This is a genomic window from Rhodanobacter sp. FDAARGOS 1247 (assembly GCF_016889805.1).
In the GTDB taxonomy this organism is placed as follows: Bacteria; Pseudomonadota; Gammaproteobacteria; order Xanthomonadales; family Rhodanobacteraceae; genus Rhodanobacter.
Genome location: NZ_CP069535.1, coordinates 3,002,365 through 3,025,911, shown reverse-complemented (window position 1 = coordinate 3,025,911; position 23,547 = coordinate 3,002,365). Strand labels below are relative to the sequence as shown.

General features: G+C 64.1%; 25 protein-coding genes. 17 read left to right on the top strand and 8 right to left on the bottom strand.

The features are described from left to right. Positions 1–10 precede the first annotated feature (10 nt). Positions 11–1,771 (bottom strand): glutamine--tRNA ligase/YqeY domain fusion protein, encoded by a 1,761-nt coding sequence (locus tag I6J77_RS13795; protein WP_204109436.1) that lies wholly within the window; start codon positions 1,769–1,771, stop codon positions 11–13. 111 nt (positions 1,772–1,882) lie between these two features. Between I6J77_RS13795 and I6J77_RS13790 the strand changes: the two genes are divergently transcribed. Further along, positions 1,883–2,158, top strand: a complete 276-nt coding sequence (locus I6J77_RS13790; RefSeq protein ID WP_056717253.1) for a DUF2007 domain-containing protein — start codon at positions 1,883–1,885, stop codon at positions 2,156–2,158. Between the two features lie 36 nt (positions 2,159–2,194). Further along, a complete protein-coding gene (locus I6J77_RS13785; RefSeq protein WP_204109435.1) occupies positions 2,195–2,713 on the top strand; it encodes an adenine phosphoribosyltransferase in 519 nt (172 codons plus the stop codon). On the opposite strand, the gene I6J77_RS13780 is transcribed toward I6J77_RS13785, so the two are convergent. Both I6J77_RS13780 and oxyR read right to left on the bottom strand, forming a co-directional pair. Next, positions 2,707–3,303, bottom strand: a complete 597-nt coding sequence (locus I6J77_RS13780; RefSeq protein ID WP_204109434.1) for a hypothetical protein — start codon at positions 3,301–3,303, stop codon at positions 2,707–2,709. The two genes, I6J77_RS13785 and I6J77_RS13780, sit on opposite strands and share 7 nt — an antisense overlap. Positions 3,304–3,375: 72 nt before the next feature. Then, entirely contained in the window at positions 3,376–4,323 is a 948-nt protein-coding gene (oxyR, locus tag I6J77_RS13775; protein WP_056766957.1) for a DNA-binding transcriptional regulator OxyR, read from the bottom strand. Positions 4,324–4,620: 297 nt separating this feature from the next. On the opposite strand from oxyR, the gene I6J77_RS13770 reads away from it, so the two are divergent. Next, on the top strand, positions 4,621–7,302 hold the full coding sequence (locus tag I6J77_RS13770) for a M1 family metallopeptidase (protein ID WP_204109433.1): 2,682 nt from the start codon (positions 4,621–4,623) through the stop codon (positions 7,300–7,302). 51 nt (positions 7,303–7,353) lie between these two features. Here I6J77_RS13770 and I6J77_RS13765 read toward each other — a convergent pair whose 3' ends face one another. Further along, positions 7,354–7,836, bottom strand: a complete 483-nt coding sequence (locus I6J77_RS13765) for a hypothetical protein (protein WP_204109432.1) — start codon at positions 7,834–7,836, stop codon at positions 7,354–7,356. Between the two features lie 140 nt (positions 7,837–7,976). Here I6J77_RS13765 and I6J77_RS13760 point away from each other — a divergent pair, with 140 nt between their 5' ends. Both I6J77_RS13760 and I6J77_RS13755 read left to right on the top strand, forming a co-directional pair. After that, the gene (locus tag I6J77_RS13760) at positions 7,977–9,080 is read left to right on the top strand and encodes a hypothetical protein (RefSeq protein WP_239309001.1); all 1,104 of its coding nucleotides are present in this window, start codon (positions 7,977–7,979) and stop codon (positions 9,078–9,080) included. A gap of 103 nt (positions 9,081–9,183) precedes the next feature. Beyond that, complete coding sequence (locus I6J77_RS13755) at positions 9,184–10,233, top strand: DUF535 family protein (RefSeq protein ID WP_204109431.1); 1,050 nt, start codon at positions 9,184–9,186, stop codon at positions 10,231–10,233. Positions 10,234–10,250: 17 nt separating this feature from the next. On the opposite strand, the gene I6J77_RS13750 is transcribed toward I6J77_RS13755, so the two are convergent. From I6J77_RS13750 to I6J77_RS13740, 3 genes are all read right to left on the bottom strand, one after another. Further along, a complete protein-coding gene (locus tag I6J77_RS13750) occupies positions 10,251–12,662 on the bottom strand; it encodes a TonB-dependent receptor (protein WP_239308999.1) in 2,412 nt (803 codons plus the stop codon). Positions 12,663–12,806: 144 nt separating this feature from the next. Then, a complete protein-coding gene (locus I6J77_RS13745; RefSeq protein ID WP_204109429.1) occupies positions 12,807–13,811 on the bottom strand; it encodes a FecR domain-containing protein in 1,005 nt (334 codons plus the stop codon). Then, positions 13,811–14,395, bottom strand: a complete 585-nt coding sequence (locus I6J77_RS13740; RefSeq protein WP_239308997.1) for an RNA polymerase sigma factor — start codon at positions 14,393–14,395, stop codon at positions 13,811–13,813. The genes I6J77_RS13745 and I6J77_RS13740 overlap by 1 nt, the downstream gene beginning before the upstream one ends. 121 nt (positions 14,396–14,516) lie before the next feature. Between I6J77_RS13740 and I6J77_RS13735 the strand changes: the two genes are divergently transcribed. From I6J77_RS13735 to I6J77_RS13690, 10 genes are all read left to right on the top strand, one after another. Then, positions 14,517–15,275 carry a hypothetical protein gene (locus tag I6J77_RS13735; protein ID WP_204109428.1) on the top strand — a complete coding sequence of 253 codons (759 nt, stop codon included), beginning with the start codon at positions 14,517–14,519 and terminating at the stop codon, positions 15,273–15,275. A 445-nt stretch (positions 15,276–15,720) separates the two neighbouring features. Beyond that, a complete protein-coding gene (locus tag I6J77_RS13730) occupies positions 15,721–16,104 on the top strand; it encodes a hypothetical protein (RefSeq protein ID WP_204109427.1) in 384 nt (127 codons plus the stop codon). 254 nt (positions 16,105–16,358) lie between these two features. Continuing rightward, complete coding sequence (locus tag I6J77_RS17950) at positions 16,359–16,799, top strand: hypothetical protein (protein ID WP_369334530.1); 441 nt, start codon at positions 16,359–16,361, stop codon at positions 16,797–16,799. 521 nt (positions 16,800–17,320) lie between these two features. After that, complete coding sequence (locus I6J77_RS13720) at positions 17,321–17,740, top strand: hypothetical protein (protein ID WP_204109425.1); 420 nt, start codon at positions 17,321–17,323, stop codon at positions 17,738–17,740. A gap of 54 nt (positions 17,741–17,794) precedes the next feature. Next, positions 17,795–18,151 (top strand): hypothetical protein, encoded by a 357-nt coding sequence (locus tag I6J77_RS13715; protein WP_204109424.1) that lies wholly within the window; start codon positions 17,795–17,797, stop codon positions 18,149–18,151. 69 nt (positions 18,152–18,220) lie between these two features. Beyond that, entirely contained in the window at positions 18,221–18,517 is a 297-nt protein-coding gene (locus tag I6J77_RS17945; protein ID WP_204109423.1) for a DUF1871 family protein, read from the top strand. A 383-nt stretch (positions 18,518–18,900) separates the two neighbouring features. Continuing rightward, positions 18,901–19,236 (top strand): hypothetical protein, encoded by a 336-nt coding sequence (locus tag I6J77_RS13705; RefSeq protein ID WP_204109422.1) that lies wholly within the window; start codon positions 18,901–18,903, stop codon positions 19,234–19,236. 64 nt (positions 19,237–19,300) lie between these two features. Then, a complete protein-coding gene (locus I6J77_RS13700; RefSeq protein WP_204109421.1) occupies positions 19,301–19,663 on the top strand; it encodes a hypothetical protein in 363 nt (120 codons plus the stop codon). A gap of 407 nt (positions 19,664–20,070) precedes the next feature. Then, the gene (locus tag I6J77_RS13695) at positions 20,071–20,412 is read left to right on the top strand and encodes a hypothetical protein (protein ID WP_204109420.1); all 342 of its coding nucleotides are present in this window, start codon (positions 20,071–20,073) and stop codon (positions 20,410–20,412) included. A gap of 391 nt (positions 20,413–20,803) precedes the next feature. Then, positions 20,804–21,879, top strand: a protein-coding gene (locus I6J77_RS13690; RefSeq protein ID WP_239308908.1) for an IS3 family transposase whose coding sequence is annotated in 2 segments (ribosomal slippage) — positions 20,804–21,059 and positions 21,059–21,879 — 1,077 coding nt in all. Because the reading frame shifts where the segments join, the coding sequence is not laid out codon by codon here. Positions 21,880–22,039: 160 nt separating this feature from the next. On the opposite strand, the gene I6J77_RS13685 is transcribed toward I6J77_RS13690, so the two are convergent. After that, the gene (locus tag I6J77_RS13685) at positions 22,040–22,366 is read right to left on the bottom strand and encodes a hypothetical protein (RefSeq protein ID WP_204109419.1); all 327 of its coding nucleotides are present in this window, start codon (positions 22,364–22,366) and stop codon (positions 22,040–22,042) included. Between the two features lie 45 nt (positions 22,367–22,411). On the opposite strand from I6J77_RS13685, the gene I6J77_RS13680 reads away from it, so the two are divergent. Together I6J77_RS13680 and I6J77_RS13675 are read left to right on the top strand one after the other, a co-directional pair. Then, complete coding sequence (locus I6J77_RS13680) at positions 22,412–22,789, top strand: hypothetical protein (RefSeq protein ID WP_204109418.1); 378 nt, start codon at positions 22,412–22,414, stop codon at positions 22,787–22,789. Between the two features lie 108 nt (positions 22,790–22,897). Beyond that, the gene (locus I6J77_RS13675; RefSeq protein WP_204109417.1) at positions 22,898–23,515 is read left to right on the top strand and encodes a hypothetical protein; all 618 of its coding nucleotides are present in this window, start codon (positions 22,898–22,900) and stop codon (positions 23,513–23,515) included. Positions 23,516–23,547: the final 32 nt, after the last annotated feature.

Genomic DNA, 23,547 nt, shown 5'->3' with positions numbered 1-23,547 from the left:
GGTTCTCCGTTTACTGGCCGGCGGCCCGGGCCCAGACGTCGCGCAAGGTCACCGTGCGATTGAACACCGGAGCCTCGGCGCGATGGTCGACGCGGTCGGCCACGAAGTAGCCCAGGCGTTCGAACTGGAAGCGCTGTTCGGGCTCGACACGGGCCGCGGCCGGCTCCAGCCACGCCTGCACCACGCGCTTGGCGTCGGGGTTGATGTGGTCCAGCCAGGTCTTGCCGTCTTCCTCGTTGTCGGGCGCGGGCACGCTGAACTGGCGGTCGTACAGGCGCACCTCGGTGGCCACCGCGTGCTTCGCGCTGACCCAGTGGATGGTGCCCTTCACCTTGCGGTCGGCCCCGGGCAGGCCGTGGCGGGTTTCCGGGTCCAGCGTGCCGTGCAGCGCGATGACGTTGCCGTCGGCGTCCTTGATGATGTCGGTGCACTTGACGATGCCCACGCCGCGCAGGCGCACTTCGCCGTCGGGCTTCAGGCGGTGGAAACCCTTCGGCGGCACTTCGGCGAAATCGTCGCGCTCGATCCACACCTCGCGGGCGAACGGCACCTCGCGCGTGCCGAAGCTCTCGTCCTTCGGGTGGTTGGCGAAGCCCAGCGTTTCCTCATGGCCTTCGGGCAGGTTGGTCAGCACCAGCTTCAGCGGGTCGAGCACCGCCATGCGCCGCGCCGCGGTGGCGTCCAGGTCCTCGCGGATGCAGCCTTCGAGCACGGCGTAGTCGATCACGCTGTTCTGCTTGCTCACGCCCAGCCGCTCGATCAGCAGGCGCAGTCCGGCCGGGGTGAAGCCGCGGCGGCGCAGGCCGCGCAAGGTGTTCATCCGCGGGTCGTCCCAGCCGTCGACGAAGCCGTCGCTGACCAGTTGGGCCAGCTTGCGCTTGCTGGTGATGCAGTAGCTGAGGTTGAGTCGGGAGAATTCGATCTGGCGCGGCTTGGCCGGCTGCGTGGGCAGGCCCGCGGCGAGCAGCGGCTGCCACAGCTGCGGATGGTTCGGCAGGTCGACCTTGTCGACGAACCAGTCGTACAGCGGGCGGTGGTCCTCGAACTCCAGCGTGCACAGCGAATGGGTGATGCCTTCCAGCGCGTCGGACAGGCAGTGCGCGTAGTCGTACATCGGGTAGATCGGCCACGCGTCGCCGGTGTTCTGGTGGGCGATCTTGCGCACCCGGTAGATCGCCGGGTCGCGCATGTTGATGTTGCCCGAGGCCATGTCGATCTTCGCGCGCAGGGTCTTGCTGCCGTCGGCGAATTCACCCGCGCGCATGCGCGCGAACAGGTCAAGGTTCTCTGCCACCGAGCGCTCGCGATACGGCGAATGGCGGCCCGGCTCGGTCAGCGTGCCGCGGTACGCGCGCATCTGCTCGACGTCGAGGTCGTCGACATAGGCCACGCCGTCGGTGATCAGCTTGCACGCCGCCCGGTAGAACACCTCGAAGTAGTCCGAGGCGTGGCGCAGCTCGTGCCAATCGAAGCCGAGCCAGCGCACGTCGTCCTTGATGCCCTCGACGAATTCGGGGTCTTCCTTGCCCGGGTTGGTGTCGTCCAGGCGCAGGTTGCACCAGCCGCCGAATTCCTTCGCGATGCCGAAGCTCAGGCAGATCGCCTTGGCGTGGCCGATGTGCAGGTAGCCATTCGGCTCCGGCGGGAAGCGGGTGTGGATCGCCGTGTGCTTGCCCGAAGCGAGGTCGTCGCGCACGATCTGCCGGATGAAATCCTGGGGTGCCGCGGCCGGCGGCGGGGCGGGTGCGGCGGCGGGCTGATCGGTCGACATCGGGCTGTGGCTCACGGACGGTGGTGGAAACGTGCAAGTTTACCCTGTCACCGTGATCGGGGCAGGGCGGCCGGCTTGCCCCGCGCTGCCGTGCGGGTTAGCGTGCAGCCCATGCACATCGTCTATCGCGCCGAGAACCTGTTCGATGCCCATCTGGTCAAGGATGCGCTGGAAGCCGGCGGCATCCCCGCGTTCATCGCCGGCGAGTACCTGACCGGCGCGGTGGGCCAGTTGCCGGCGATGGATTACATCGCGGTGATGGTGCCCGAGGCCGCGCTGGCCGACGGCCAGGCCATCGTGGCCGGGGTCGAGATGCAGCTGAGCGAAGCGCGCGAAGCGATGCGCGACGACGAACTGCCCGGCGAGCCGCTGCCCCTGCCGTGCTGAGCGGCGCTTCACGGCGTGAATTCCCGAGGAAACGACATGCATGAACTCGCCGCGCTGATCCGCGCCGTGCCCGACTTTCCGCGCGCCGGTGTGGTGTTCCGCGACGTGACGCCGCTGCTGGCCGACGCCGCGGGCTTCGTCCGCTGCATCGATGCGCTGGCCGAACCGTGGCTGGGCCGTGGCGTGCAGGCGGTGTGCGGGATCGAGGCGCGCGGCTTCATCTTCGGCGCGGCGCTGGCGCAAAAAATGGGCGCGGGCTTCGTGCCCTTGCGCAAGCCCGGCAAGCTGCCGCCGCCGGTGATCGCGGTGGACTACCAGCTGGAGTACGGCACGGATCGGCTGGAAGTCCAGCGCAACGCGATCCGCCCGGGCGAGCGCGTGCTGCTGGTCGACGACGTGCTGGCCACCGGCGGCACGCTGGCTGCGGCGCGGGCGCTGGTCGCACAACTGGGCGCCGAGCTGGTCGGCGCCAGCGTGGTGATCGAACTGGACGCGCTGCGCGGGCGCGAGCGCTGGCCCGGTGGCGAGCCGCTGCACGGCCTGCTGCACTACTGAGTGACGGTGACGCTTTCGACGTAGATCAATTCGCAGGCGCCGCCACCGGTGTCGTCGCGGGTCATCGAGGTGTTCCAGTGCCAGCCGTCCGCTCGGCTGGCATCGACCAGGAAGCCTTCGATGTGCACCACCTGGCCCGGCCGGATCAGCTCCAGCTGGTGCTTCACGTCCTCGTCGGCCGGGATCATGTGCATGTTGGCGCTGGAGGTTTCGATCTCGCGGCGCGGTATCGGGAAGTCCTTCACGTGCCAGTAGTAGAAGCGCCCGGACTGACTGATGTCGATGCCGGCCAGCACGGTGCTGTCGGACATGCGGCCCCAGCCCAGCGCCAGGTCCAGCGGCACCAGGTCGCCATCGCGGGAGCCTGAATAGTCCTTGCGCGACAGCACCCGCGCGGTGATGTCGAAGTGGGCGCGTGTCTGCAGGCTGACGCCGTCGCGTTGCAGCAGTGCGCCGTGGTCCAGATCGACCTGCTGCGGCGCCTCGGAGGCCAGCACACCCGGCCCGGTTTCCACCGCGGCATGCTGCCGGTGCGCCAGCACGAACACCAGGGCCAGCAGCACCGCGGCGGCGATCAGCAGTTTGCGCATCGTCAGGGGGTCCGTGGTCGGCTGGCTGCTTGCGTGGATGATGGATGCCGGCTTGCGTCCGGCCGTTCGGCGTCAGCCGGCGGAGACCCTGGCCGCCGGCGGCGTCGCCGCGGTGTGCGCGTCCAGCAGGTCGGCGGGCAGCTCGCGCAGCACGTCGGCGAGACGCTTCAGGAAGGCGTCCATCGCCGAGCTCTTGCGCCAGACCATCGCGATGCGCCGGCTCGGCGGCGTTCCCCGGAACTCGATCAGGTGCAGGTTATCCAGCGGCGCCACCGGCGGCTTCACCGCGGTCACCGGCAGCAGGGTGATGCCCACGTTGGCCGCCACCATCTGGCGCAGGGTTTCCAGGCTGGTGGCGCGGAAGCCGGAATGTTCACCCGCGCCGGCCATGTGGCAGACCTCCAGCGCCTGGTCGCGCAGGCAGTGGCCGTCCTCCAGCAGCAGCAGGTTCTGGTGGGTGAGGTCGGCCAGCTTCAGCTGGCCCTGCTTGTGCGCCAGCGGATGCGCTTCGGACACCGCCAGCAGGAACGGTTCCTCGAACAGGAATTCCTGGTGCAGGCTGTCCTCGTGCAGCGGCAGGGCGAGGATGCCGGCGTCGAGCTTGCCCTCGTGCAGCAGGCGCAGCACGGTCTCGGTCTTCTCCTCGACCAGCAGCAGTTCCAGTCGCGGGAAGGCCTTGCGCACCAGCGGCAGCACATGCGGCAGCAGGTACGGCCCCAGCGTGGGGAAGATGCCCAGCCGCACCGTGCCGGATTCCGGGTCCAGCGTGCGCCGGGCCACGCCGCGGATCTGCTCGATCTCGTTGAGCACGTTGCGCGCGCGCATCGCGATGTCGCGGCCGACCTCGGTCAGCAACACCTTGCGCGGCGTGCGCTCGACCAGCGGCACGCCCAGCTCGTCCTCCAGTTTCCTGATCTGGGTGGACAGGGTGGGCTGGCTGACGAAACAGGCATTCGCGGCACGCCCGAAATGACGGTGCTCGGCCAGGGCCACCAGGTATTGAAGGTCGCGCAGATTCATCGCTCATCCCGGTACGACAATAGCCAGAATCTATGGGCGAGATGGTAACAATCAATTGGAGCAATGCAAGAAGGCTCGGTACGCTGTCTGCCATTGATCTCGTGACAACCCGCGCGTCGGAGTCCCCTCCCTCTCCCCCGCAGGCGCGCGGGCTTCCCCGGCCGGCCATGAAGTCCGCTTCATCGCCGGTTTTTTTTGGGCCCGTGCCAGGCTGATGCCCGGCCATGCCTTCTGGCACTGGGTCGAAGGTCATGGCGGCTCTAGCTTGGGGATTCTCCACAACCCAGGGAAACCACCATGCGCCGTCTCGTCCGCCCGCTCCTGCTTACCGCGCTCGCCACTTGTTGTGGCGCCGCGTTTGCCGCCACCGCCGACCAGGCGCCGCAGGGTCGCCTGCCGGGCTGGGCGGTGCCGCAGTCGTACCAGCTGGCGTTCAAGGTCGATCCGGCGCAGCAGGACTTTTCCGGCACCACCACGATCAAGGTCAAGCTGAACCAGGCCTCCGACCACCTGTGGCTGGATGGCGCCGAACTGAAGGTGTCGAAGGTGACGATCACCGACGCCGCCGGCAAGACGCACGCGGGCAAGTACGTCAACGTCGACCCGAAGGCGGGCGTGGTGCGGGTGGATTTCGGCAGCACGCTGAAGCCGCAGGACCTCACCGTGAAGTTCGAGTACAGCGCGCCGCTCAACCAGCAACTGCAGGGCCTGTACAAGGTCACCGCCAAGGGCCAGCCGTATGCGATGACGCAGATGGAGCCGATCAGCGCGCGTTTCGCCTTCCCCGGTTTCGATGAACCCGGCTTCAAGACCCCGTTCGACATCAGCATCACCGTGCCTGACCACGAGAACGTGGTGGCCAATACCAAGCAGGTGAAGGAGCAGCCGGCCGGCAAGGGCTGGAAGACCGTGACCTTCGCCCAGACCCAGCCGCTGCCGACCTACCTGGTCGCGTTCGCGGTCGGCCCGTGGGACATCGTGGACGGCCCGGACATCTCGCCCGACGCCTACCGCAGCGAACCGCTGAAGCTGCGCGGCATCGCCGCCAAGGGTGAAGGCCATCGCATGGAACACGTGCTGGGCGAAACGCCGAGCATCATCCATGCGCTGGAGAACTACTACGGCTTCGGCTATCCGTTCGGCAAGCTCGACCTGCTGGCGGCGCCGGATTTCGAAGCCGGCGCGATGGAGAACCCGGGCCTGGTGACGTTCCGCGACTGGCTGCTGCTGCTGGACAAGGATTCCCCGGCCCGCAACGTGCAGGGCTCGTTCAACGTCAACGCGCATGAGCTGGCGCACCAGTGGACCGGCGACACGGTGACCACCGCGTGGTGGAACGACATCTGGCTCAACGAGGCGTTCGCGACCTGGATGCAGCAGAAAGTCACCATGCAGGTGCATCCGGAATACCGCGCCGACCTCGACCGCGTGCGCGGCGCGCAGGGCGCGATGAGCAACGACAGCCTGGTCAGCGCGCGCAGCATCCGTCAGCCGATCTCCGGCAACGGCGACATCATGACCGCGTTCGACGGCATCACCTACCAGAAGGGTGCCAGCGTCATCGCCATGTTCGAGAACTACGTGGGCGAGAAGACCTACCAGAAGGGCATGCGGGCGTACATCCAGAGCCAGAAATTCGGCAACGCCACCGCCGACGACCTGGTCTCGGCGATCGCCACCGCGGCCGACAAGGGCGACGCGTTCAAGCATGCGTTCAAGAGCTTCCTCGACCAGTCCGGCGTGCCCTACGTGGCCACCAAGCTGGAACAGAAGGATGGCAAGACCGTGCTGCAGCTGAACCAGAGCCGCTACCTGCCGCTGGGCAGCAGCGGCGACGCCAAGCGCATCTGGGGCGTGCCGGTGTGCGTGCGCTACGGCACCGTCGATGGCAGCAAGGTCGCCTGCGACATGCTCGACCAGGCCACCGGCTCGATGGAGCTGCCCGGCGCCAGCAAGTCGACCTGGGTGATGCCGAACGCGAACGCCAGCGGCTACTACCGCTTCAGCCTCGACAAGGACGGGCTCGACCGCCTGATCAAGCAGGTCGGCACGCTCAGTGACGCCGAGCAGCTGGCCTACGCCGATGCGATCAACGCCAGCTTCCGCCGTGGCGATCTGGATGCCGGCCAGGTGCTGGCGGCCATGCAGCCGCTGACCGGCTCGAAGATCCGCGAAGTGGCCACCGTGCCACTGGGCACGGCCAGCGGTCTCTACCATCGCATCGCCACCACCGATGCCCAGCGCGCCCGTCTGGCCGCATGGGCAAAGGCCGCCTACCTGCCGCGACTGGAGCAGCTCGGCTATCAGCGCAAGGCGGGCGAGCCGGAAGACGATTCGCTGATGCGCAGCAGCCTGGCCAGTTCGCTGGCGTTCGATTTCAAGTTGCCCGAAGTGCGTGCGGCCCTGCTCAAGCAGGGTGATGCGGCGTTGAAGCCGACGGCGGATGGCCACCTGAACCTGGCCGCGGCCGATCCCGACCTGCTCGGCGATGCGCTGGGCGTGGCGGTGCAGGAACACGGCAAGAGCGCGGTTGATGCGCTGATCGCCGAGTTGCCGAAGACCAGCGACCCGGCCTTGCGCAACGGCATTCTCGGTGGCCTGGCCAGCGTGGAAGATCCGGCACTGGCCGAGCAGGTGCGCAACTTCGCGCTGACCAAGCCGGTCAAGGTCGGCGAGATGGCCATGCTGCTGCGCGGTGGCCGCGATACGCAGGCCCAGCGTGACGCGATGTGGAACTGGTTCACCGCTCACTACCAGCAGATCCTCGATCGCACCGGCAGCTTCTCCGGCGGTCGCCTGCCGTCGCTGGCCGCCGGTGGTGGCTGCTCCACCGCCGAGTACGATCGCCTGCAGGCGTTCTTCAAGACCCGCGAGAAGGACGCTGCCGGCATCGGTCGTGGCCTGGCCCAGACCGGCGAATCGATCCAGCTGTGCAGTGCGCTGACGGCGAAGCAGGACCCGGCCAGCATCCTGCGCTAAGCGGCAACGAGGTATCCGCCGCCGGCACGGCATCGTGCCGGCGGCGCTTTTTTATCCGGGCGTGCCCGCCTCTGGCGTGCCCGGCTCTTTCGGCAAGCCGGCTTCCATCCAGCCGTCGATGAACACCTCGAGGGCCAGTCGCGCGGGCGGCACGATGCCGGCCTCGCGCACGAAGGCGGCGGCGGACTGGATCAGCAGTTGTCGCGACTGGCTGGAAGCCTGTCGTGCGGCGGCTTGTTGCTGGCGCAATTGCACGATATGCGGCGACGGCTGTCCGGGCCTGGCGAACTTCTGGTGGCGACGCAATTCGTCGGCGACCTGCCCGGTGTCGAACGCTGCCTTCAGCACGGCCTTGCGTGCATGCAGCAGGCGAACCAGCTGGCTGGCCGCCGGTGAGGGCCGGGCATCGACGCCCGGGGTCCGCAGGATCGCGGCAAGTTCGGGCGAACAGGAGGCAGGGCAGCTTCCACCGGCGACGAATTGCTCCAGGTCGCGCAGAAAGGCAGCATGGTGGAACGGTTTCGGCGTGGCCATGGCAAACCTTTGCTGGGGAAGCGGCGACGATACGTGCTTGCACCGCCACACGCCACGCGTGCCCGCAACACATGTTCCATCCGCCGTATCCGTTCACACCCCGGGCGGCGGGACCGCGATAAAATTGCCCCGTTGCACCGATGTGCGCCCGGGCCCTGTTCGGGACCGGCGCCGTCCTTCAACCCACATCTCCATCGGCATCGCCTACAGGGGGCTTGATGATCGAGCTGGAAATCCAGGGGCTTTCGCAAAGTCGCGAAGGTCTGCTCATCGAAGTTGGCCGTTTCATTCTTGCCAGCGGTTTCACCTTGCAGCGCCAGCGTCTGGTGCAGGACCCCCATGGGACACTGTTGACGATGGTGGTGCGCGGCTCGCCGCGCAAGAAGCGCGAACTGGAAGCGGCGCTGGAAGGTTATGACCGCTTCGTCAGCTTCCGGATCACGCCGTTCGTGGAAGGCGAGGAGCAGCCGCATTTCGGCGCCACGGTGAAGCGGGCGACCTATCTGCCGCCGCCGGCGCCCGAGCCGGTCACGCCTGTCGCGAAGGTGGCGGCGCCTGCACCGGCGCCCGTCGCTTCGCCTGCCGCATCGCCATCGAGAGAAGTGCTGACGGACGAGCCCTTCGCGGTGGCGCCGATCCTGGCCCGGCCCGCGAAGACTGAAGCCGTGCAGACCATTCCGGCGGCGCCGCCTGCGCCAGCGGAGCCGGACTTCGAATTCATCCTGCCCACCACGCGTGCGCCGGCGCCGCCGCCTGTCGCATCGGTGGAGGCGAATCCCTTCGTCGACGTGGTGGCCCTGGACGCGGACGAGAGCGCGGTCGACAAGGCGCTGCAGTCACTCGAATACGACTATCCGAAACTGATGCCCAGGCTGCTGGTATTGAGCGGCGCGGTGCCGGACGGCGCGCGCGAATCCTCGCTGGCGCTGGCCGGTCAGCGCGCCGGTGCGTGGGTGTTCGCGCGGGAATACGCGATGGATGGTGGCCTGGGCCTGACCGATGCACTCGAGCGCATCGGCACGCCGGCCTTGCGGGCGCTGGTGGAAGTGGATCAGCAGGGGTCGCAGCTGCACATCCTCGACAGCCCGCTGTGCACGGAGCAGGGCCACTCCGGCTGCAGCTTCTTCAGTGGATTCCTCGAAGGCTTGCTGGGACCGGTCATCGCGCCGGGGAGCCTGTCGATCTTTCCGGTGTGTTGCCGCAGCTACGGCGCGGACGAATGCGTGCTGGCGATTTCGGAGTGATCGGGTCCGCCGGTCGCCGCGCAGCGGACTGCTGATCGCCGGCATTTCAAAAACCGGTGGCTCGCGCGTCTCACAGGTCAACTCGGCATGACGAGGCGGACCGATGCGCATCGAACAAATCAGCAGGACGACCCGCTTGTGGATGGAGGCCGTGCGCAGTCGCTGGTCGCTGCGCCAGGCCTCCGGTGACGGACGCTGGCAGCTGGCCCTGCACATGACCAGCTGGCTGCGGCTGTGCATCCGCCAGACGCAGTGGCTGCGTTCGCTGCATGCGCGCGAGGCGATGTGGCGGGCGGCCCAGGCCGATCCGCGGCTTTTCGAGCGCTGGCACCGGCCCTACATCTCGACGCACTTCAACGCCGCCGCGCGCCGTCGCATCGTCAATGCGCACTACGATTTCGTGATGCGACGCTTTCCCGCATGGCTGGCCGAACGCATCGTGCTGGGTGGTGGCGCGCGCCTGACCACGCTGCGGCTGGAGGATGCGGCCGACGTGCACCTGCACCTGCGCAAGCCTTCGCGCGCCGACGCGGGCGAGCTGAGCCTGTTGCTGCTCAGCGACGACAAGGACGTGCTGGCCTCATGCATCCTGACCTTCGATCGGCGCGACAGCGTCACCATCGGGGCGTTGCGGGGCGCGGGCCCGCATGCGCCGTTCGAGGCGACGCGGGAATTCATCCGGGGCAGCCACGGCTTGCATCCGAAGGACCTGCTGATGTCGCTGGTGCGCGAGCTGGCGGCGCTGCACGGGTTGAAGCGGATTCGCGCCGTCACGGCGGCAGCCTGCGTTGGCCAGTCGGGTGCGGATGCCGACGGTGCGGACGTGGAAGCTGCCGCCAGCGGCGATGCATTCTGGGAGGCACAGGGCGGCGTGAGCGCCGGCGCAGGCTGTCATGCGCTGCCGTTGTCGCTGATTCCCGCGCCGTGCGCCGAAGGTCCGCGCAGCCGCCGCGAAAAGCAGCAGCGCAGCGAAGCCTTCCGGCGGGAAGCCGGTGACGCCTTCGCGGCCGCGTTGCGGCGATCGACCGGAGCGCAGCCTGCCGCCGCGGAAACCGCGGACCCGCGCGAAGGCGCGGCGACGCCGGCCCAGCGATTTCGCGGCGGCGAGAAACACCCGGCCGCTTCCGCCGGCCTGCTGGCTGCCGGTCCATGACGCGCGCGCGGCGGAATCTAGAAGTGGAAGGTCCCGTTGAACAGGACCAGCCGGCCCTGACGCACCGGCACGAAGGACGACTCGGCGTTGATCGCGTACAAGGTGCCTCCGAAAAGATTCTTCACGCCCAGCGTCAGCGTCCAGGGATCGGCATACCAGCTCAGGTTCGCCTCCGCGCTGAGCTGGCTCGGCATGCGGAAATAGCCGCCGTCCTCGGTGCGTCCACTGGTGCTGCTGCGCCCGAACACGCCGCCGGCCACGCCCCAGGATTGCAGGGCAGGGCGCTGGAAGCGGTAGCTGGCCCAGGTGTTCCACTGGTGCCGCGGCGCGCCGTACGGGGCACTGCCGTCGTGGTTGCGGATGCGCGCGCCGGTATAGCTGGCCGAGACATCCAGCCCCGGCAGGACCTGGCCGTCGAATTCGATCTCCACGCCGGTGTTGGTCTGGCCCGGACCCGGCACGGCGAAATGCGGCGATTCCGGCGCTACCTGGCTGATGCTGTGGTCCAGCCGGATGCGGTACCAGGCCAGCGTCAGCCTGGCGCGCTGATCGAACAGGCCGACCTTGCTGCCCAGCTCGAGCTGGTGCGACACCGACGGCGGCAGCGGGCGACCGTCCTCGCCCAGCAGGGCATCGGCCTGGAAACCGGTGTTGCTGGACGCGTAAAGCGACACATCGGGGCTCGGCTGATAGACCACGCCCAATCTCGGTATCCATCTCGACTGGCGCAGCGCGGGCATCGCCGCACCCGTCAGCTCGTAGGTGGCGTGACGCACCGTGGCCAGCACATGCCATGACTCGCCGATCGACACCTGGTCCTGAGCGAACAGCCCGAGCTGGCTCGACCACGATCCGCCCAGCGGACGGGTCTGGACGACGACGGTGTTCTTCGCCGACGCGAACGGCAGGAAGTCGTCCGCCTGCAGGTCGGCGTTGACCGCTGCGCCGGTGACCAGCGCGCTGGGCTGGTTGCCGTTGCCGGTGTGGGTGCGGGCATAGTCCACGCCCAGCAGCACGTCGTGCACCAGCGGGCCCTGCTCGAAACTTGCCGCCAGTTCGTTCTGCAAGGTGTAGAACGCGTCGGAATAGCGGTAGCTGCTGGCCTGCGCCTCGCTCAGGCCGAAATGCTGGGTGTCGGAGAACGCCCAGGCCTGGCCGCTGCTGCGCTGGCTCACGTACTGTCCACGGCTGCGCAGGCTCCAGTCGTCGCCCAGTGCCTGCTCGACCATGTAGAACGCACGCCGCGTGCGGAATCGCGCGTGGTCGTCGGGGTTGCCCAGCAAGCGGTCGAATGGCGACGCGCTGGCCAGCGACTGCCCGAGCAGCACCGTGTGGTCCGCAACCGGCACGCGGTTGTCGACGTATTCCAGGCCGAACAGCCACCGCGTGGTGTCGTCCTGCCAGCCGATGGAGGGCGCGAAGTAGGCGCTGCGCTGGCCGCGATAACCCTGCGCCGTGCGCTCGGCGCGATTGCCGGCGGCAACCCAGCGATAGGTGAGCCGGCCCTGCTCGTCGAGCGGACCGGCCAGGTCCACGCCCAGGCGGCTGCCGTCGCCCTGGCCGGTGGAGAACGTCAGCTGGCGTACCGGTTCGGCCTGCGGCCGCTTCATCACGATGTTCACCGAGCCGCCGAAATTGTTGTCCACCGACGACTCGCCGAGGATCGTCTCCGGGCCCTTCAACACCTCGACCCGCTCGATGCCGATCAGCGGCGGCAGATCCTCGATGCGCGCCACGCCGTTGGGCATGCCGTCGGTGAGGCCGTTGCCGGTGGTGAACCCGCGGATGCGGAACAGCGGCGGGCCGCCGAAGCCATCCACATAGTCCACGCCCGCCACGTGGCGCACCACGTCGGCCACCTCGAACGCCTGGCGGGAATCCATCAGGTCGCGCGTCACGATGCTCACCGACTGCGGCAGGTCGGCCAGCTCCGCGTCCGTGCGGGTGGCGCCCCGCGTGCTGTCGGCCAGGAATCCCCAGTCGCCCAGCACCAGGCCGGAGACCCGCACGGTATCCAGCACCGAGACGATCGGCACATTCGGCTTGGTGCCGCGCAGCGGGCTTGCGTAGGAAGTCGCCGGGCTGAACTCGCGCTGGTGCACCACCACCGTGCGGCTGCCGATCACCTCGTAGTCCAGGCCGGTGCCCTGCAGCAGGTGGTCCAGCGCGGCTTCCACCTTCAACCTGCCGGAGGTGCCGGTGCTGCGCCGCCCCGCGATCGCCTTGCTGGAGGCGAGTATCTGCACGTCGGCCTGGCGTCCCAGCGCCATCAGTGCATCGGCCAGCGGCTGCGAGGGTATCGAGAAGCTGGTGCGCTCGGCCTTCAGTGTCGGTGCGCCCGAGGCGACGGCAACGCCGGCGAAACCGGTCGCAGCGATCCATGCCAGGCCAACGCCGAACGCACGCTGCATCCGCTTCGCGGACGTCATCTGCAACACCTGCGCCCGTCGCCGCGACGCCATTTACGTTCCACCATCCTGCCCACCGTGCGTGCGAACCATGGTCAGGAGCGTGGCCGGTGGAAATCGGGCCGGGCCTTCGCCTCGAACATTTCCACCACCCACGCTCACGGCTCAGGGCTTTCCGGTGCCCGAAAGCACCACGTGATCGGCAAACGCGCTCACCTGCACGGGAAAAACGTGCGGCAAGGCATCGACCCAACGGCCAATGTTAGTCGTGTTGACGGTGCCGGTGAACTTCAGCTCGCCCAGGCGCGGATCGGCCAGCTGCACCGGCTGGCGGCTGTAGCGATTGATGTCGGCCAGCACGGCCGACAGCGGTTCGTCGACGAACTCCAGCCGGTGCTGGCGCCACGTCGCCGCGTGTTCCGGCGCGATCGTGCTGACGCTGAGCGCGCCACTGACCGGGTCGTACTCGGCGCGCTGGCCCGCCACCAGGTCCAGCCGGCCGGAGGGCAGGTCCGCATCGTCCGCGGCGCCGTTCGCCGGTGACAGCCGCACCCGTCCTTCGGTCACCGTCACGCTGACCCGCTGGCCGGTACGCCGCACGTTGAATGCGGTGCCGAGATCCTCGATGTGCAGGGGGCCAGCCGTCACCACGAACGGACGCTCGCGGTCATGCGTGACGGTGAAGAACGCCTCGCCGGCGCGCAGGTCGATGTCACGCCGGTGCTGCGCATAGCGGGTGGTCAGGCTGGAGGCCGCACCGAGTTCGATGGCGGTGCCATCGGGCAACTGGATGGCCCGATCCTCGGCCACCGCGCTGGCGTATTGCTGCGGCAGCGGGGAGTGACCCGGCCCGCCGCGCAGCATCCACCAGCCGCCCAGCAGCGCCATGCCGACCACCGCCGCGGCGGCCGCCAGCGGACGATACGGCCGCTTCGTGGCGCGCGGCGCGAACTCGTCGATCAGCTGCTGGCGCTGGCTGGGTGAGGCGTCGGCAGCCAGTTCGCCCAGCGCGTTGAGCTGGGCGAAGGTCTGGGCGTTGCTGGGATCAGCCGCCATCCATGCACCCCAGCGCTCAAGCAGGTCCGGGGACGGTTCGGGATCGCGCAACTGGGTCCACCACAGCGCCGCCGTGCGCGTGGTTTCCTCGTCGAATCCGGTATTGGTGGCCATTACGGCGTCTCCATTGCAAAACAGCGTTCACGGCAGTGCGCCATGGCCCGGCTGACGTGGTAGCGAACCATCCGTTCGCTGAGCTTCATCTCGGTGGCGATCGCGGAAAACTCGCGGCCTTCCAGCACGTGCAGCACGAACGCCTGGCTGCACTTGGCCGGCAACTCGCGCAGGGCGGCCTGCACCTTCTTCCATTGCTGGCCGGCCCACAGGTGCTGCTCGGGCAGCGGCGCGGCGTGCAGATCCTCGCTGGCGGGCGGGGGCGACAGGTTGACGCGCACCACGCGCTTGCGCAGGTAGTCCACCGACTGGTTGATCGCCATGCGGAACAGGAACGCCCGCGGCGTTTCCAGGTGGCCCAGGTCCTTCATGGTCAGCAACTTCACGTAGACCTCCTGCGCGATCTCCTGCGCGTCGCTGCGCGAATTCAGCCGGCACTGCAGCAGGGCCACCAGCGCAGCGTGATGCTCGCGATACAGCGCCGCCACCACCTCGCCATGGCTGGGCGCAGGGTCGAACTGCAGGTCGTCGTGGCGCGAGAGGTGTTCCATGAAACTGTGCGGACCGTCCATCAGGGTACTCATGGCGCGCTTGCGCTTGCCGCGGCTGTCGATTGCAGGCTTAGACGCGCCAGCCGGGCAAAATTGAAATGGCGCCAGAAACAAATGGGTATAGGCTTCACCACTTTCCATGGCAGGCGCCCCGATGAACGCTGTCCACGGCCAGACACCTAGCAAGGTACCGGAAGTCACCCTGCTGTTCTGGATCATCAAGATCGCCGTCACCACACTGGGCGAAACCGGTGGCGACGCGGTGTCGATGTCGATGAACCTGGGCTACCTCGTGGCGACCGCCATCTTCGCCGCGGTGTTCTTCGCGGCGGTGGGCGTGCAGATCGCCGCCACGCGCTTCCGTCCCTGGGTGTACTGGGCGGCGATCATCGCCACCACCACGGTGGGCACCACCCTGGCGGATTTCGTGACCCGCTCCCTGGGCATCGGCTACGCGGGCGGCAGCACGCTGCTGCTGGTGCTGCTGCTCGCCTCGCTGGCGGTGTGGCACCGCACGACGGGCACGGTGTCGGTCGAGTCGGTGAGCACGCCCCGATCCGAGATGTTCTACTGGACCACCATCATGTTCTCGCAGACGCTGGGCACCGCGCTCGGCGACTGGACGGCGGACACGGCCGGCCTGGGTTACCTGGGCGCGGCGCTCATCTTCGGCGGCTTGCTGGTGGTAGTCGCCGGCGCGCACTTCTGGACCCGGGTCTCCTCCACGCTGCTGTTCTGGACAGCCTTCGTGCTGACGCGGCCGTTGGGGGCTGTGCTTGGCGACTTCCTGGACAAGCCGCTGGCGTCCGGCGGGCTCGCCTTGAGTCGTTATTCCGCGTCGGCAGTGCTGCTGGTCTTCGTGGGGGTCTGCGTCATGTTTTCAGGCAAGAGGGCGGCTGGCGCGAGTCATTGAGGATGAGGTTTCGCGTTGTGAAGGCGGACTTCATCGGGACTCGTATTTTCGAGTTTTGAAGCAGGAGCATTCGTCTGCCTGCGGCAGCCGGGCCATCTTTCCCTGGGACCAAAATGAACCGACGTTTCCACGTGGCGCATGGCCTAGTCACCTGAGCGGTGTCGTTCGAGCGCGAAAGATCGCCGAACCTCGTTCATAAGGCGGCTTGCGCACACTGCGAACGTGCAGCTGTTATCACCATCAATTGTGGGAGATAAGACATAGCACCTCGATTTGTGAGATATGCAAAGTCACCCCCAGTCGTCCGAGCCGCTCACGTCATCCCGCAAGCCCTTGCCAAACCGGCCAATCTGCTCGCTTGACGGGTTCCCTTCGAAAGCTGAACATCCATTGCATATGCCCCGATATGGGGTCTACTAAGCGTTAGGCCGCACGGGAGAGTCACTTGCAAACCATCAAGCTCTTCAGTTTATCCGTCCTGGCAGTGATTGCGTTTGATGCGATCGCATCCGCGGCATCTCTAGCGCTGGGTTTCTCGTACGCCTATGCCAGTGTCGGCTCTGCTGTTCTCTACATTGCTCTCGCATTCTATGGCGCACGGAAGCTCGGTTTCTCGGCGGCAGTTTTACTTGGTGCGGTAATGGGTGTCACCGATGCAACGATTGGCTGGGCTATTTCTTGGGGCGTTGGCCCGGGCCGCCTTCCGGAGGGCACACTCACGCTATCAATTTGGCTCATCACTACAGCATTCGTTGTATTCCTCGGCGTCATTTACGGGCTTGTTGGCGGTGGGATTGGCGCGTTCCTCGCTCGCCGGCGTACGGCCTAACATTTCGTTCAAGGCGGACGGCTACGCCGCCGCTTAACTCCAGCGTTAGGTGCCATGCCAAAGTGTTTCGTAATTGAGGACGAGAGCCACGCTGAGCAAGTCAGTGAGCATCCGTCTTTAGGCAATGCGTGGGAAGCTTTGCGTCACTTGGCAACCATCCCGTGGGATTGCGAGCCAAACGTAGCACCCTGCAAGAGCTGGCAAACTTGTGGCCGCAACTACGAGATCATCGAGTACGAAACCTTTACGCAACCATGGCAAGAGATACGGCGGGTCGCTGGTCTCTCGGTAAGTACAAAAGGTGTAGTTTGGGGTACGGAGGCGCCGGCTCGTGGCACCTAACCACCCGTTCAAGGCGGACGGCTTCGCCGCCGCTTAACTCCAGCGTTAGGCCTATGAAATCGGACAACATCGCCGAAGTTTCAATTGACGCCACCGGCCGGCTTTGTGTGACGCCGGCGCTCATGAAATTTCCACTTATCTATCGCGCAGCAATGGAAGTGTATTGGGACGAGCAAGGTGGTTTCCTCCACTCTCCCACACCAAGGGAGTGGTCTTACTTGCAGTGGTTCCAGCAAATCATTGACGCTACACGAGATGAGTACGGCTGCTCTCTGGTTCTTACGCCAAGTACCCAGTGGTCTGGCGTTGAGTCGAGCGTCAAAGACGCTATTCTTATCAAACGGGCACGGTGAGCGCCTAACAGTTCGTTCAAGGCGGACGGCTCCGCCGCCGCTTAACTCCAGCGTTAGGCCTCTATGAAGCACGTTGCGATCACTATCCTATTGGCCCTTCTGGCAGCTTGCTCAACCAGTGGTCGCGACCTAGCTCGCGCTGATTCGACATCTAGCGACACGGCTATTGTCACCTACTACGATCGCAATGATGATGGCATCGTGGACTTGGAGATCCATCAACCTGACCATTGTGACGACTGTGACTGGGCGTTGGTAGACACTGATTTTAGCGGACGCTACGAGAAGCGCGTCAGATGGAGTTTCGGCATAGCCAAGAAAGCAATTGATATGCCTGTCCCACACAACGTGCCTCTCACAACCGGCCAGCCACCGTTATCCGGATGGGAGGACTGATGGCGGCGAGGCCTAACAATGCGTTCAAGCCGAAATTGCATCGCTACGCCAACAACATGGCCGATAAAGCTTGCCATGTTGTCAGCTACGCGCTGCAATTCGGCTTAACTTAGGCGTTAGCCATCATGGAAATCGAGCGTTTTCAAATTCCTGTACAAGACGTCGCCGGCGTTATCAGTCAGCGTGAGGTGACAGTCGTTGAGTCTGGCGACGACTATCGCGTAGTTCTCTCATGCGGCAACACTCTCTTCTCTGGAGAGGCCTCCGACATCTTTGCGGCCTTTGCACAAATTCGCGTAGCTCTGCGCAACGAAGGTGCCATTGCTCTCTGTTATGCTTCTCCAAAAAACGTTTTTCCATCACCCATGTCGCGAAGCATGGGTGGCGGCTTAAAGGCATATCGGCTTACCACGGGCAAGCAAGCACTCAAACAGGATTTAGTCTGCATCTTCGATACTGGCCCGGACATTGAGCCAGTCTCCCCAATGGAGCAACAGGCATTTTTCGATTCGTGGCTTCGTAGCCTTGGCCAAGGCAATGGCTAACAATTCGTTCAAGGCGGACGGCTACGCCGCCGCTTAACTCCAGCGTTAGGCCTTATGAAGCGGATTCTGCAATTATTTGTTGTTATCGCCACGCTCGCTGCTGTCGCTGGCTGCGACTTCGGCTGCGGCGATGAGGTGGTGTCGACTACCTCTTCCCCGTCTCACGCAATCAGCGCCGTCGTCTTCAATCGTAACTGCGGTGCAACGACGGGCTTCAATACCCAAGTATCTATAGTACCGGCAGGTGCTGCGCCGTCAGGGGCTGGTAACACCCTCATCCTGGACGGTACTGTTCCTCTCAAATTTCTTTGGGTGTCGGAGTCTAAGTTGCTGATCACAGGCCTCGGTTACGCCAAAGTATTCAAGCAAGAGCGATCGGTGGCTGGCGTCTCAGTTGTATATGACAGGTGAGAGGCTGGCCTAACATCTCGTTCAAGGCGGACGGCTTCGCCGCCGCTTAACTCCAGCGTTAGGCCTTTCATGCGAACACGCGAAGACTTTGATGCGGCTCTTCTTATCGTCGCATCGGTTGTGCGGTCGTGGGACCCATATCGCCTTGCGGGTTCAGGCGCACCACCCGACGAGTTCGACGCGGAGATTGCCAAGATGGTTTCTTGCATTCCTGGCATTTCAAACGCCGCTACAGCAGCGGCAGCCTTGGCATCGGTCTTCTCTGCGTCCTTCGAGCCGGAGCTTTTTTCTCCTGCGCAATGTGTGGCTCCTGGGCAAGAGCTCTTTGCTAAGCTGTCGGCAGCAGGCCTCCTGGCATCGGCCTAACAATTCGTTCAAGGCGGACGGCTTCGCCGCCGCTTAATTCCAGCGTTAGGCCTCAATGACTCAGCACAAGGCAAGAGGGTGCTTGGTCGCTCTTCTTTCGGCGGGGTGGTTGCTTCCGCTGTGGCTCGCCGTACACGCGTACTTGTCATTCTGGCAGGCCGAGGCATGGCCACTTCTGCAAGGCCAGCATCCCTTGAACTCCTTTCCCTTTATTCATTTCGCCGAGCAATGCTTCGGCATTGCGTGTACCTGGCTAGCGGCTGTAGTGTTTGGTTGGTCATACGCAGGGTATGCTGCCTTCATGGGGCGTCGTCGGGCGGCCTAACCACTCGTTCAAGGCGGACGGTTTCGCCGCCGCTTAACTCCAGCGTTAGGTCGCAAACATGGATAGTCGCGAATCTGTTCTAAAAGCGCTTCTTTCGTTTACGCGGCCAACCTCAGACATCGCTCGCAAACTCTCGGCTTACGACTGGGACGCTCCCAGCCCACTGGTCGTGCTGGAGGCCGTCCATATCTCTTCGACACTCAAGCATTTCATGGCTGGTGAACTTTCTTCGGCGCAGGTCGATGACTGGGCGAACTGCATAGAGTGCCGTGACGACATTGAGTACGATCCCTCCTCAGCAATCGGTTTGGCGCTTCACGAGCTTGCCAACCCATTGCTTACACGCCCTCTTACAAGGCAATCTGCAACAGCGCTGGTTGCAGCTCTTTCGTAGCTGCAACCTAACCCGTCATCCAAGCGGACGGCTTCGCCGCCGCTTAACTCCAGCGTTAGCCTCTATGAAACCAAAGACTGTCGTCCTGATGCTTTTCGCTGTCATCTCATTTCTTAGTGGTGCCTTGGGGCAATACTTTGCGCCAAGTGGTGCTCAGTCACCTTCGGATATTCCTTGCATGCTGGCTGGTGTGTTTCTTATCTTCGTTTGGTACCGTATCGACTCAGAGCAGCGTTCTTACAGACGCTCTGTTTGGCTCAACATCAGCGTAGTCGCTCTCGCCATTTTTGCGATGCCGTATTACTTCTTCAGGTCTCGTGGCATCAAAGGTGGCTTTGTTGCTTCAGGCATGTTCCTTCTGGCCTGTGTAGCCTCAGTTTTCCTTACTGGAGCGGGCCATTTTGCAACCTCGGCACTGCGCGGCTAACTACTCGTTCGAGGCGGACGGCTGCGCCGCCGCTTAACTCCAGCGTTAGGCCTCAATTGGAATTCGATGCTCATCACTTTGACCCGAATGGACAAAGCTGGTACCCGAAGGATGCACCTCTTCGGCTTGCCTCTCTACGCTTTCACCTTATTTGTTTGCTTAGTAACTTCCAGCCGCGGAGCTATCTGGTTCTTTGGCATCGCCACCGTTGTCGGCCTGGTATACACATTTCTGTACTGTAAGCTTTATGTCCACTTTTTGATCCATTCCGAGCTGCCGCGTAGCCGATTCATCGCCAGTATCCTTGGCGTTCAAGTTGTCATCGGCCTACTGTTGGCTGCGGTGGCCTAACAGTTCGTTCAAGGCGGACGGCTGCGCCGCCGCTTAACTCCAGCGTTAGGTCGCAGATGAGCCACTTCCGTGCATTTGAAGTTGAAGTACTTCGGCTTCTTGGCAATGCAACGCTCGGCGAGGCTGTGGTGGCAGCCGTCTGCCGTGACGCCGAGTTGGTCAGCTTCTACCATTCTGGCGTTGGGTACTTCCTAACCGTTCGCCATCATTTGCTGCCCAAGGCACGCGCGGTTCTTAGCCAACCGATGGTTCTTGGCCAAGTGGGCGAAGTGGCGGGTAGCTATCTCGTATTCGTGCAAGACAACGAACTCATGCTTGAGTACGCTGGCACAACCGATGTCCCAGAAAGCGTCCGAGATCTTCCTGTCAGGGTTGTAGCGCAAGGCGCTGCAACCTAACCACTCATCCAAGCGGACGGCTGCGCCGCCGCTTAATTCCGGCGTTAGGCACCAATGGAAGGTCACTTGCCAACACGACCTATGCCTTTCATTGAGGGAGACTTCAATGCTTGCGGTTGGGCAGAGAACGGCGACGAGAGTATCTACGTGCTCGACCGTGCCTCCCTCGTAGCAATCCCTGCCAAAGAGGGAGCACCCGTCTTCGTATGGAGCGACGACGAACCCGGTGAAATTTTTGGTTTCGTGGCGACGCTTCAGCACGTTACGCTTGGTGCCTTCACTGGCTGGCGCGCTCAACCTGTTCCAAGCACGTTTTATCGTGGCGACGTCCCCCCAGTTTTGAGTAGCACCTCGGTTTGGAGTCCAATCCCCCATCTGAAGGAGATTGGACGTGAAGAAACGCTTTTCCGAAGAACAGATCATCGGCTTCCTTCGTGAGGCGGAGGCTGGCTTGCCGGTGAAGGCGCTGTGCCGGCAGCACGGCTTCAGCGAGGCCTCGTACTACCTGTGGCGCAGCAAGTTCGGCGGGATGAGTGTGCCCGACGCCAAACGGCTGAAAGAGCTGGAGACGGAGAACGGTCGGCTGAAGAAGCTGCTGGCCGAGCAGGTGCTTGAGAACGAGGTCATCAAGGACGCCCTGCGAAAAAAGTGGTGAGCGCACCGGCTCGGCGCGAGCTGGTGCGGCAGATGGCCGAGAAGGGATTGAGCGAGCGACGTGCGCTGGCGGTCGTCGTCATGAGCGCCAGCGCGTATCGCTATCCGACACGCCCGGATCGCAACGGGGACCTCCGGCAACGGATCGTGGCCCTGGCGCAGCGGTACAAGCGCTATGGCGTGGGGATGATCCATCTGAAGCTGCGGCAAGCGGGGCTGCTGGTGAACTACAAGCGGGTGGAACGGCTGTATCAGGAAGCGAAGCTGCAGGTGCGGCGGCGCAAGCGGAAGAAGGTGCCCGTTGCCGAGCGGCAACCGTTGGCTCGGCCGAAGGCAGCCAACGAGGTCTGGTCTATGGACTTCGTGTTTGATCGCACCGCTGAGGGACGCGTCATCAAGTGCCTGACGATGGTCGATGACGCCACCCACGAGGCGGTTGTCATCGAGGTCGAGCGGGCGATCTCCGGCCTGGGCGTGACGCGGGTGATGGATCGCCTGGCGCTCAGTCGTGGCTTGCCCAAGGTGATCCGCAGCGACAACGGCAAGGAGTTCTGCGGCAAGGCGATGGTGACCTGGGCCCACGAGCGTGGTGTGCAGCTGCGCCTGATCGAACCGGGCAAGCCAAACCAGAATGCGTACATCGAATCGTTCAACGGCCGGTTGCGCGACGAATGTCTCAACGAGCACTGGTTTCCCAGCCTGCTGCATGCACGCGCCGAGATCGAACGCTGGCGATGCGAGTACAACGAGGAGCGACCGAAGAAGGTGCTGGGCGGGCTGACACCTGCCGCCTATGCGAAGCAGTTACAGTGAACCCGGACTCTAAACCGTCCCGCTACTCAAAGCGGGGGGACGTCGGTGGCCCAAAGCCGGCTCATTTAGCTGATGGCGTTGGTGCCTAACCATTCGTTCAAGGCGGACGGCTACGCCGCCGCTTAACTCCAGCGTTAGGCTGCCAATGGAACATTTCGGCTCACCAATCAGCAACCCAGACGTATTTGACCTCCTCGGGGTGCGAAAAGATGGTGGTGTTGATGCGGTTGTTGTCTGTGTTGGTCCACTCGACAAATCGGAAGCGACTCTTCACAACCTCGGCCTCAAAATCTGCAACTATCTCCGTGAGATGGCCAGCGACAATTTTTCCAAGCAATTCGGGTCTGGGCCAAACAGCATTTTTGTGAGCTGCAGCCAAGCCGTTTCCTTCGAGGCTAAGCAGCTCGTCGCCAAATTGGCTCTGGAGGCGGCGCGGCAAGATGTACTCTTGCAGTTCGGCGAGCCGTCCGCCTAACAACTCGTTCAAGCCGGACGGCTTCGCCGCCGCTTAACTCCAGCGTTAGGTGCCATCATGCTCTTTCTCATTTTGCTGGCTTTAGCAACAGCCTCTCCGCCGAATCCGGTCGCCAATGAGGCTCGCCAGCAGATTGATTGCAAAGCCGAAAGAGTTGCTTTGCTAAGGTCAATCAAGCCCGTCGTCAATCCCGAAGCGACGCTAGAGTCCAAAGAAGACAAGGACCCAAACACGGTTGAGTTCTTCTACATCAAGGACCTACCAACAACGCAGGCCCGCGTCTCTGAAGACGGCCAAGTCATCTCCATACCTCTCGCAATGGCTGAAGACACAACCGTTGTGGCAAAGCTGTTTGCCACCGCAATAGATCGCTTGCTAGTTCTAAAGATCGGGGCTGTCTGTCCGTCCGTTCAAATCCCGGCGGCTGGCACCTAACTATGCGCTCAAGCGGACCTGCGCGGAGTAAGCTGCTCGCTCGATCACACATCCCGGCCGCGCAGGCCGCTTAGCTTAGGCGTTATGCCTATGGACTTTTCGTCGTACGTGTCAGATGTCTTGTCAGCGCTTTCCGCTGCGGCGGCGATCGCGCTCGTTGCTTGGGCCTACAGTTGGGGACGCAATCTGAAGCTCGAGCGGAGCCTGAAAGACGCGATTAGCCCGAACGGCGTAGGTGTTGGCTACTCGCTGGCTCCGCTTTCTGCCGAGTTCACCTTGCAGATCTACAACTACACGAGCGCTTACATTCGTGTTTGGTCTGTGGTTCTGGTGGCCGAAAAGTGGCACATGGAACTTAGTCCAAGCAAGAAGCACAAACTATTCCAGACTCCGCTGTCGAATGAGGTCATCCGACCGGAATTCAAGCGCACGTTCATATCTAAAGGTGCCCTGGAAGAAGACAACAATCCGCACAGTAAAGTCCTTCCACCGAAGACCATGGGGATCTGGGAAGTGTGGCCGGGTTCTATCGGGCAACACGATTGGAAGCTGGTGCGTGGATTTGTAGTCTTTGAGTATCCAACTTTATTCGGCAACACCGCGATGGTTCGGATGGAAATACCTGAGTCGTCCTTCAAACTGATTCGGGAAACATTCGAGGAGTTGAACACCTGCTACCGCGAGCGTCGCCCGCTGCCAGAGCCCGGTCAACGGGCTAGGGCATAACAATTCATTCAAGCCGAAGCCGCTTCGCGGCT

What these genes read in the sequence shown, in the direction of transcription:
- I6J77_RS13795 (WP_204109436.1), bottom strand. Translation starts at nt 1,771, where the DNA reads ATGTCGACCGATCAGCCCGCCGCCGCACCCGCCCCGCCGCCGGCCGCG.
- I6J77_RS13790 (WP_056717253.1), top strand. Translation starts at nt 1,883, where the DNA reads ATGCACATCGTCTATCGCGCCGAGAACCTGTTCGATGCCCATCTGGTC.
- I6J77_RS13785 (WP_204109435.1), top strand. Translation starts at nt 2,195, where the DNA reads ATGCATGAACTCGCCGCGCTGATCCGCGCCGTGCCCGACTTTCCGCGC.
- I6J77_RS13780 (WP_204109434.1), bottom strand. Translation starts at nt 3,303, where the DNA reads ATGCGCAAACTGCTGATCGCCGCCGCGGTGCTGCTGGCCCTGGTGTTC.
- oxyR (WP_056766957.1), bottom strand. Translation starts at nt 4,323, where the DNA reads ATGAATCTGCGCGACCTTCAATACCTGGTGGCCCTGGCCGAGCACCGT.
- I6J77_RS13770 (WP_204109433.1), top strand. Translation starts at nt 4,621, where the DNA reads ATGCGCCGTCTCGTCCGCCCGCTCCTGCTTACCGCGCTCGCCACTTGT.
- I6J77_RS13765 (WP_204109432.1), bottom strand. Translation starts at nt 7,836, where the DNA reads ATGGCCACGCCGAAACCGTTCCACCATGCTGCCTTTCTGCGCGACCTG.
- I6J77_RS13760 (WP_239309001.1), top strand. Translation starts at nt 7,977, where the DNA reads ATGTGCGCCCGGGCCCTGTTCGGGACCGGCGCCGTCCTTCAACCCACA.
- I6J77_RS13755 (WP_204109431.1), top strand. Translation starts at nt 9,184, where the DNA reads ATGCGCATCGAACAAATCAGCAGGACGACCCGCTTGTGGATGGAGGCC.
- I6J77_RS13750 (WP_239308999.1), bottom strand. Translation starts at nt 12,662, where the DNA reads ATGACGTCCGCGAAGCGGATGCAGCGTGCGTTCGGCGTTGGCCTGGCA.
- I6J77_RS13745 (WP_204109429.1), bottom strand. Translation starts at nt 13,811, where the DNA reads ATGGCCACCAATACCGGATTCGACGAGGAAACCACGCGCACGGCGGCG.
- I6J77_RS13740 (WP_239308997.1), bottom strand. Translation starts at nt 14,395, where the DNA reads ATGAGTACCCTGATGGACGGTCCGCACAGTTTCATGGAACACCTCTCG.
- I6J77_RS13735 (WP_204109428.1), top strand. Translation starts at nt 14,517, where the DNA reads ATGAACGCTGTCCACGGCCAGACACCTAGCAAGGTACCGGAAGTCACC.
- I6J77_RS17950 (WP_369334530.1), top strand. Translation starts at nt 16,359, where the DNA reads ATGGCAAGAGATACGGCGGGTCGCTGGTCTCTCGGTAAGTACAAAAGG.
- I6J77_RS13720 (WP_204109425.1), top strand. Translation starts at nt 17,321, where the DNA reads ATGGAAATCGAGCGTTTTCAAATTCCTGTACAAGACGTCGCCGGCGTT.
- I6J77_RS13715 (WP_204109424.1), top strand. Translation starts at nt 17,795, where the DNA reads ATGAAGCGGATTCTGCAATTATTTGTTGTTATCGCCACGCTCGCTGCT.
- I6J77_RS17945 (WP_204109423.1), top strand. Translation starts at nt 18,221, where the DNA reads ATGCGAACACGCGAAGACTTTGATGCGGCTCTTCTTATCGTCGCATCG.
- I6J77_RS13705 (WP_204109422.1), top strand. Translation starts at nt 18,901, where the DNA reads ATGGATAGTCGCGAATCTGTTCTAAAAGCGCTTCTTTCGTTTACGCGG.
- I6J77_RS13700 (WP_204109421.1), top strand. Translation starts at nt 19,301, where the DNA reads ATGAAACCAAAGACTGTCGTCCTGATGCTTTTCGCTGTCATCTCATTT.
- I6J77_RS13695 (WP_204109420.1), top strand. Translation starts at nt 20,071, where the DNA reads ATGAGCCACTTCCGTGCATTTGAAGTTGAAGTACTTCGGCTTCTTGGC.
- I6J77_RS13680 (WP_204109418.1), top strand. Translation starts at nt 22,412, where the DNA reads ATGCTCTTTCTCATTTTGCTGGCTTTAGCAACAGCCTCTCCGCCGAAT.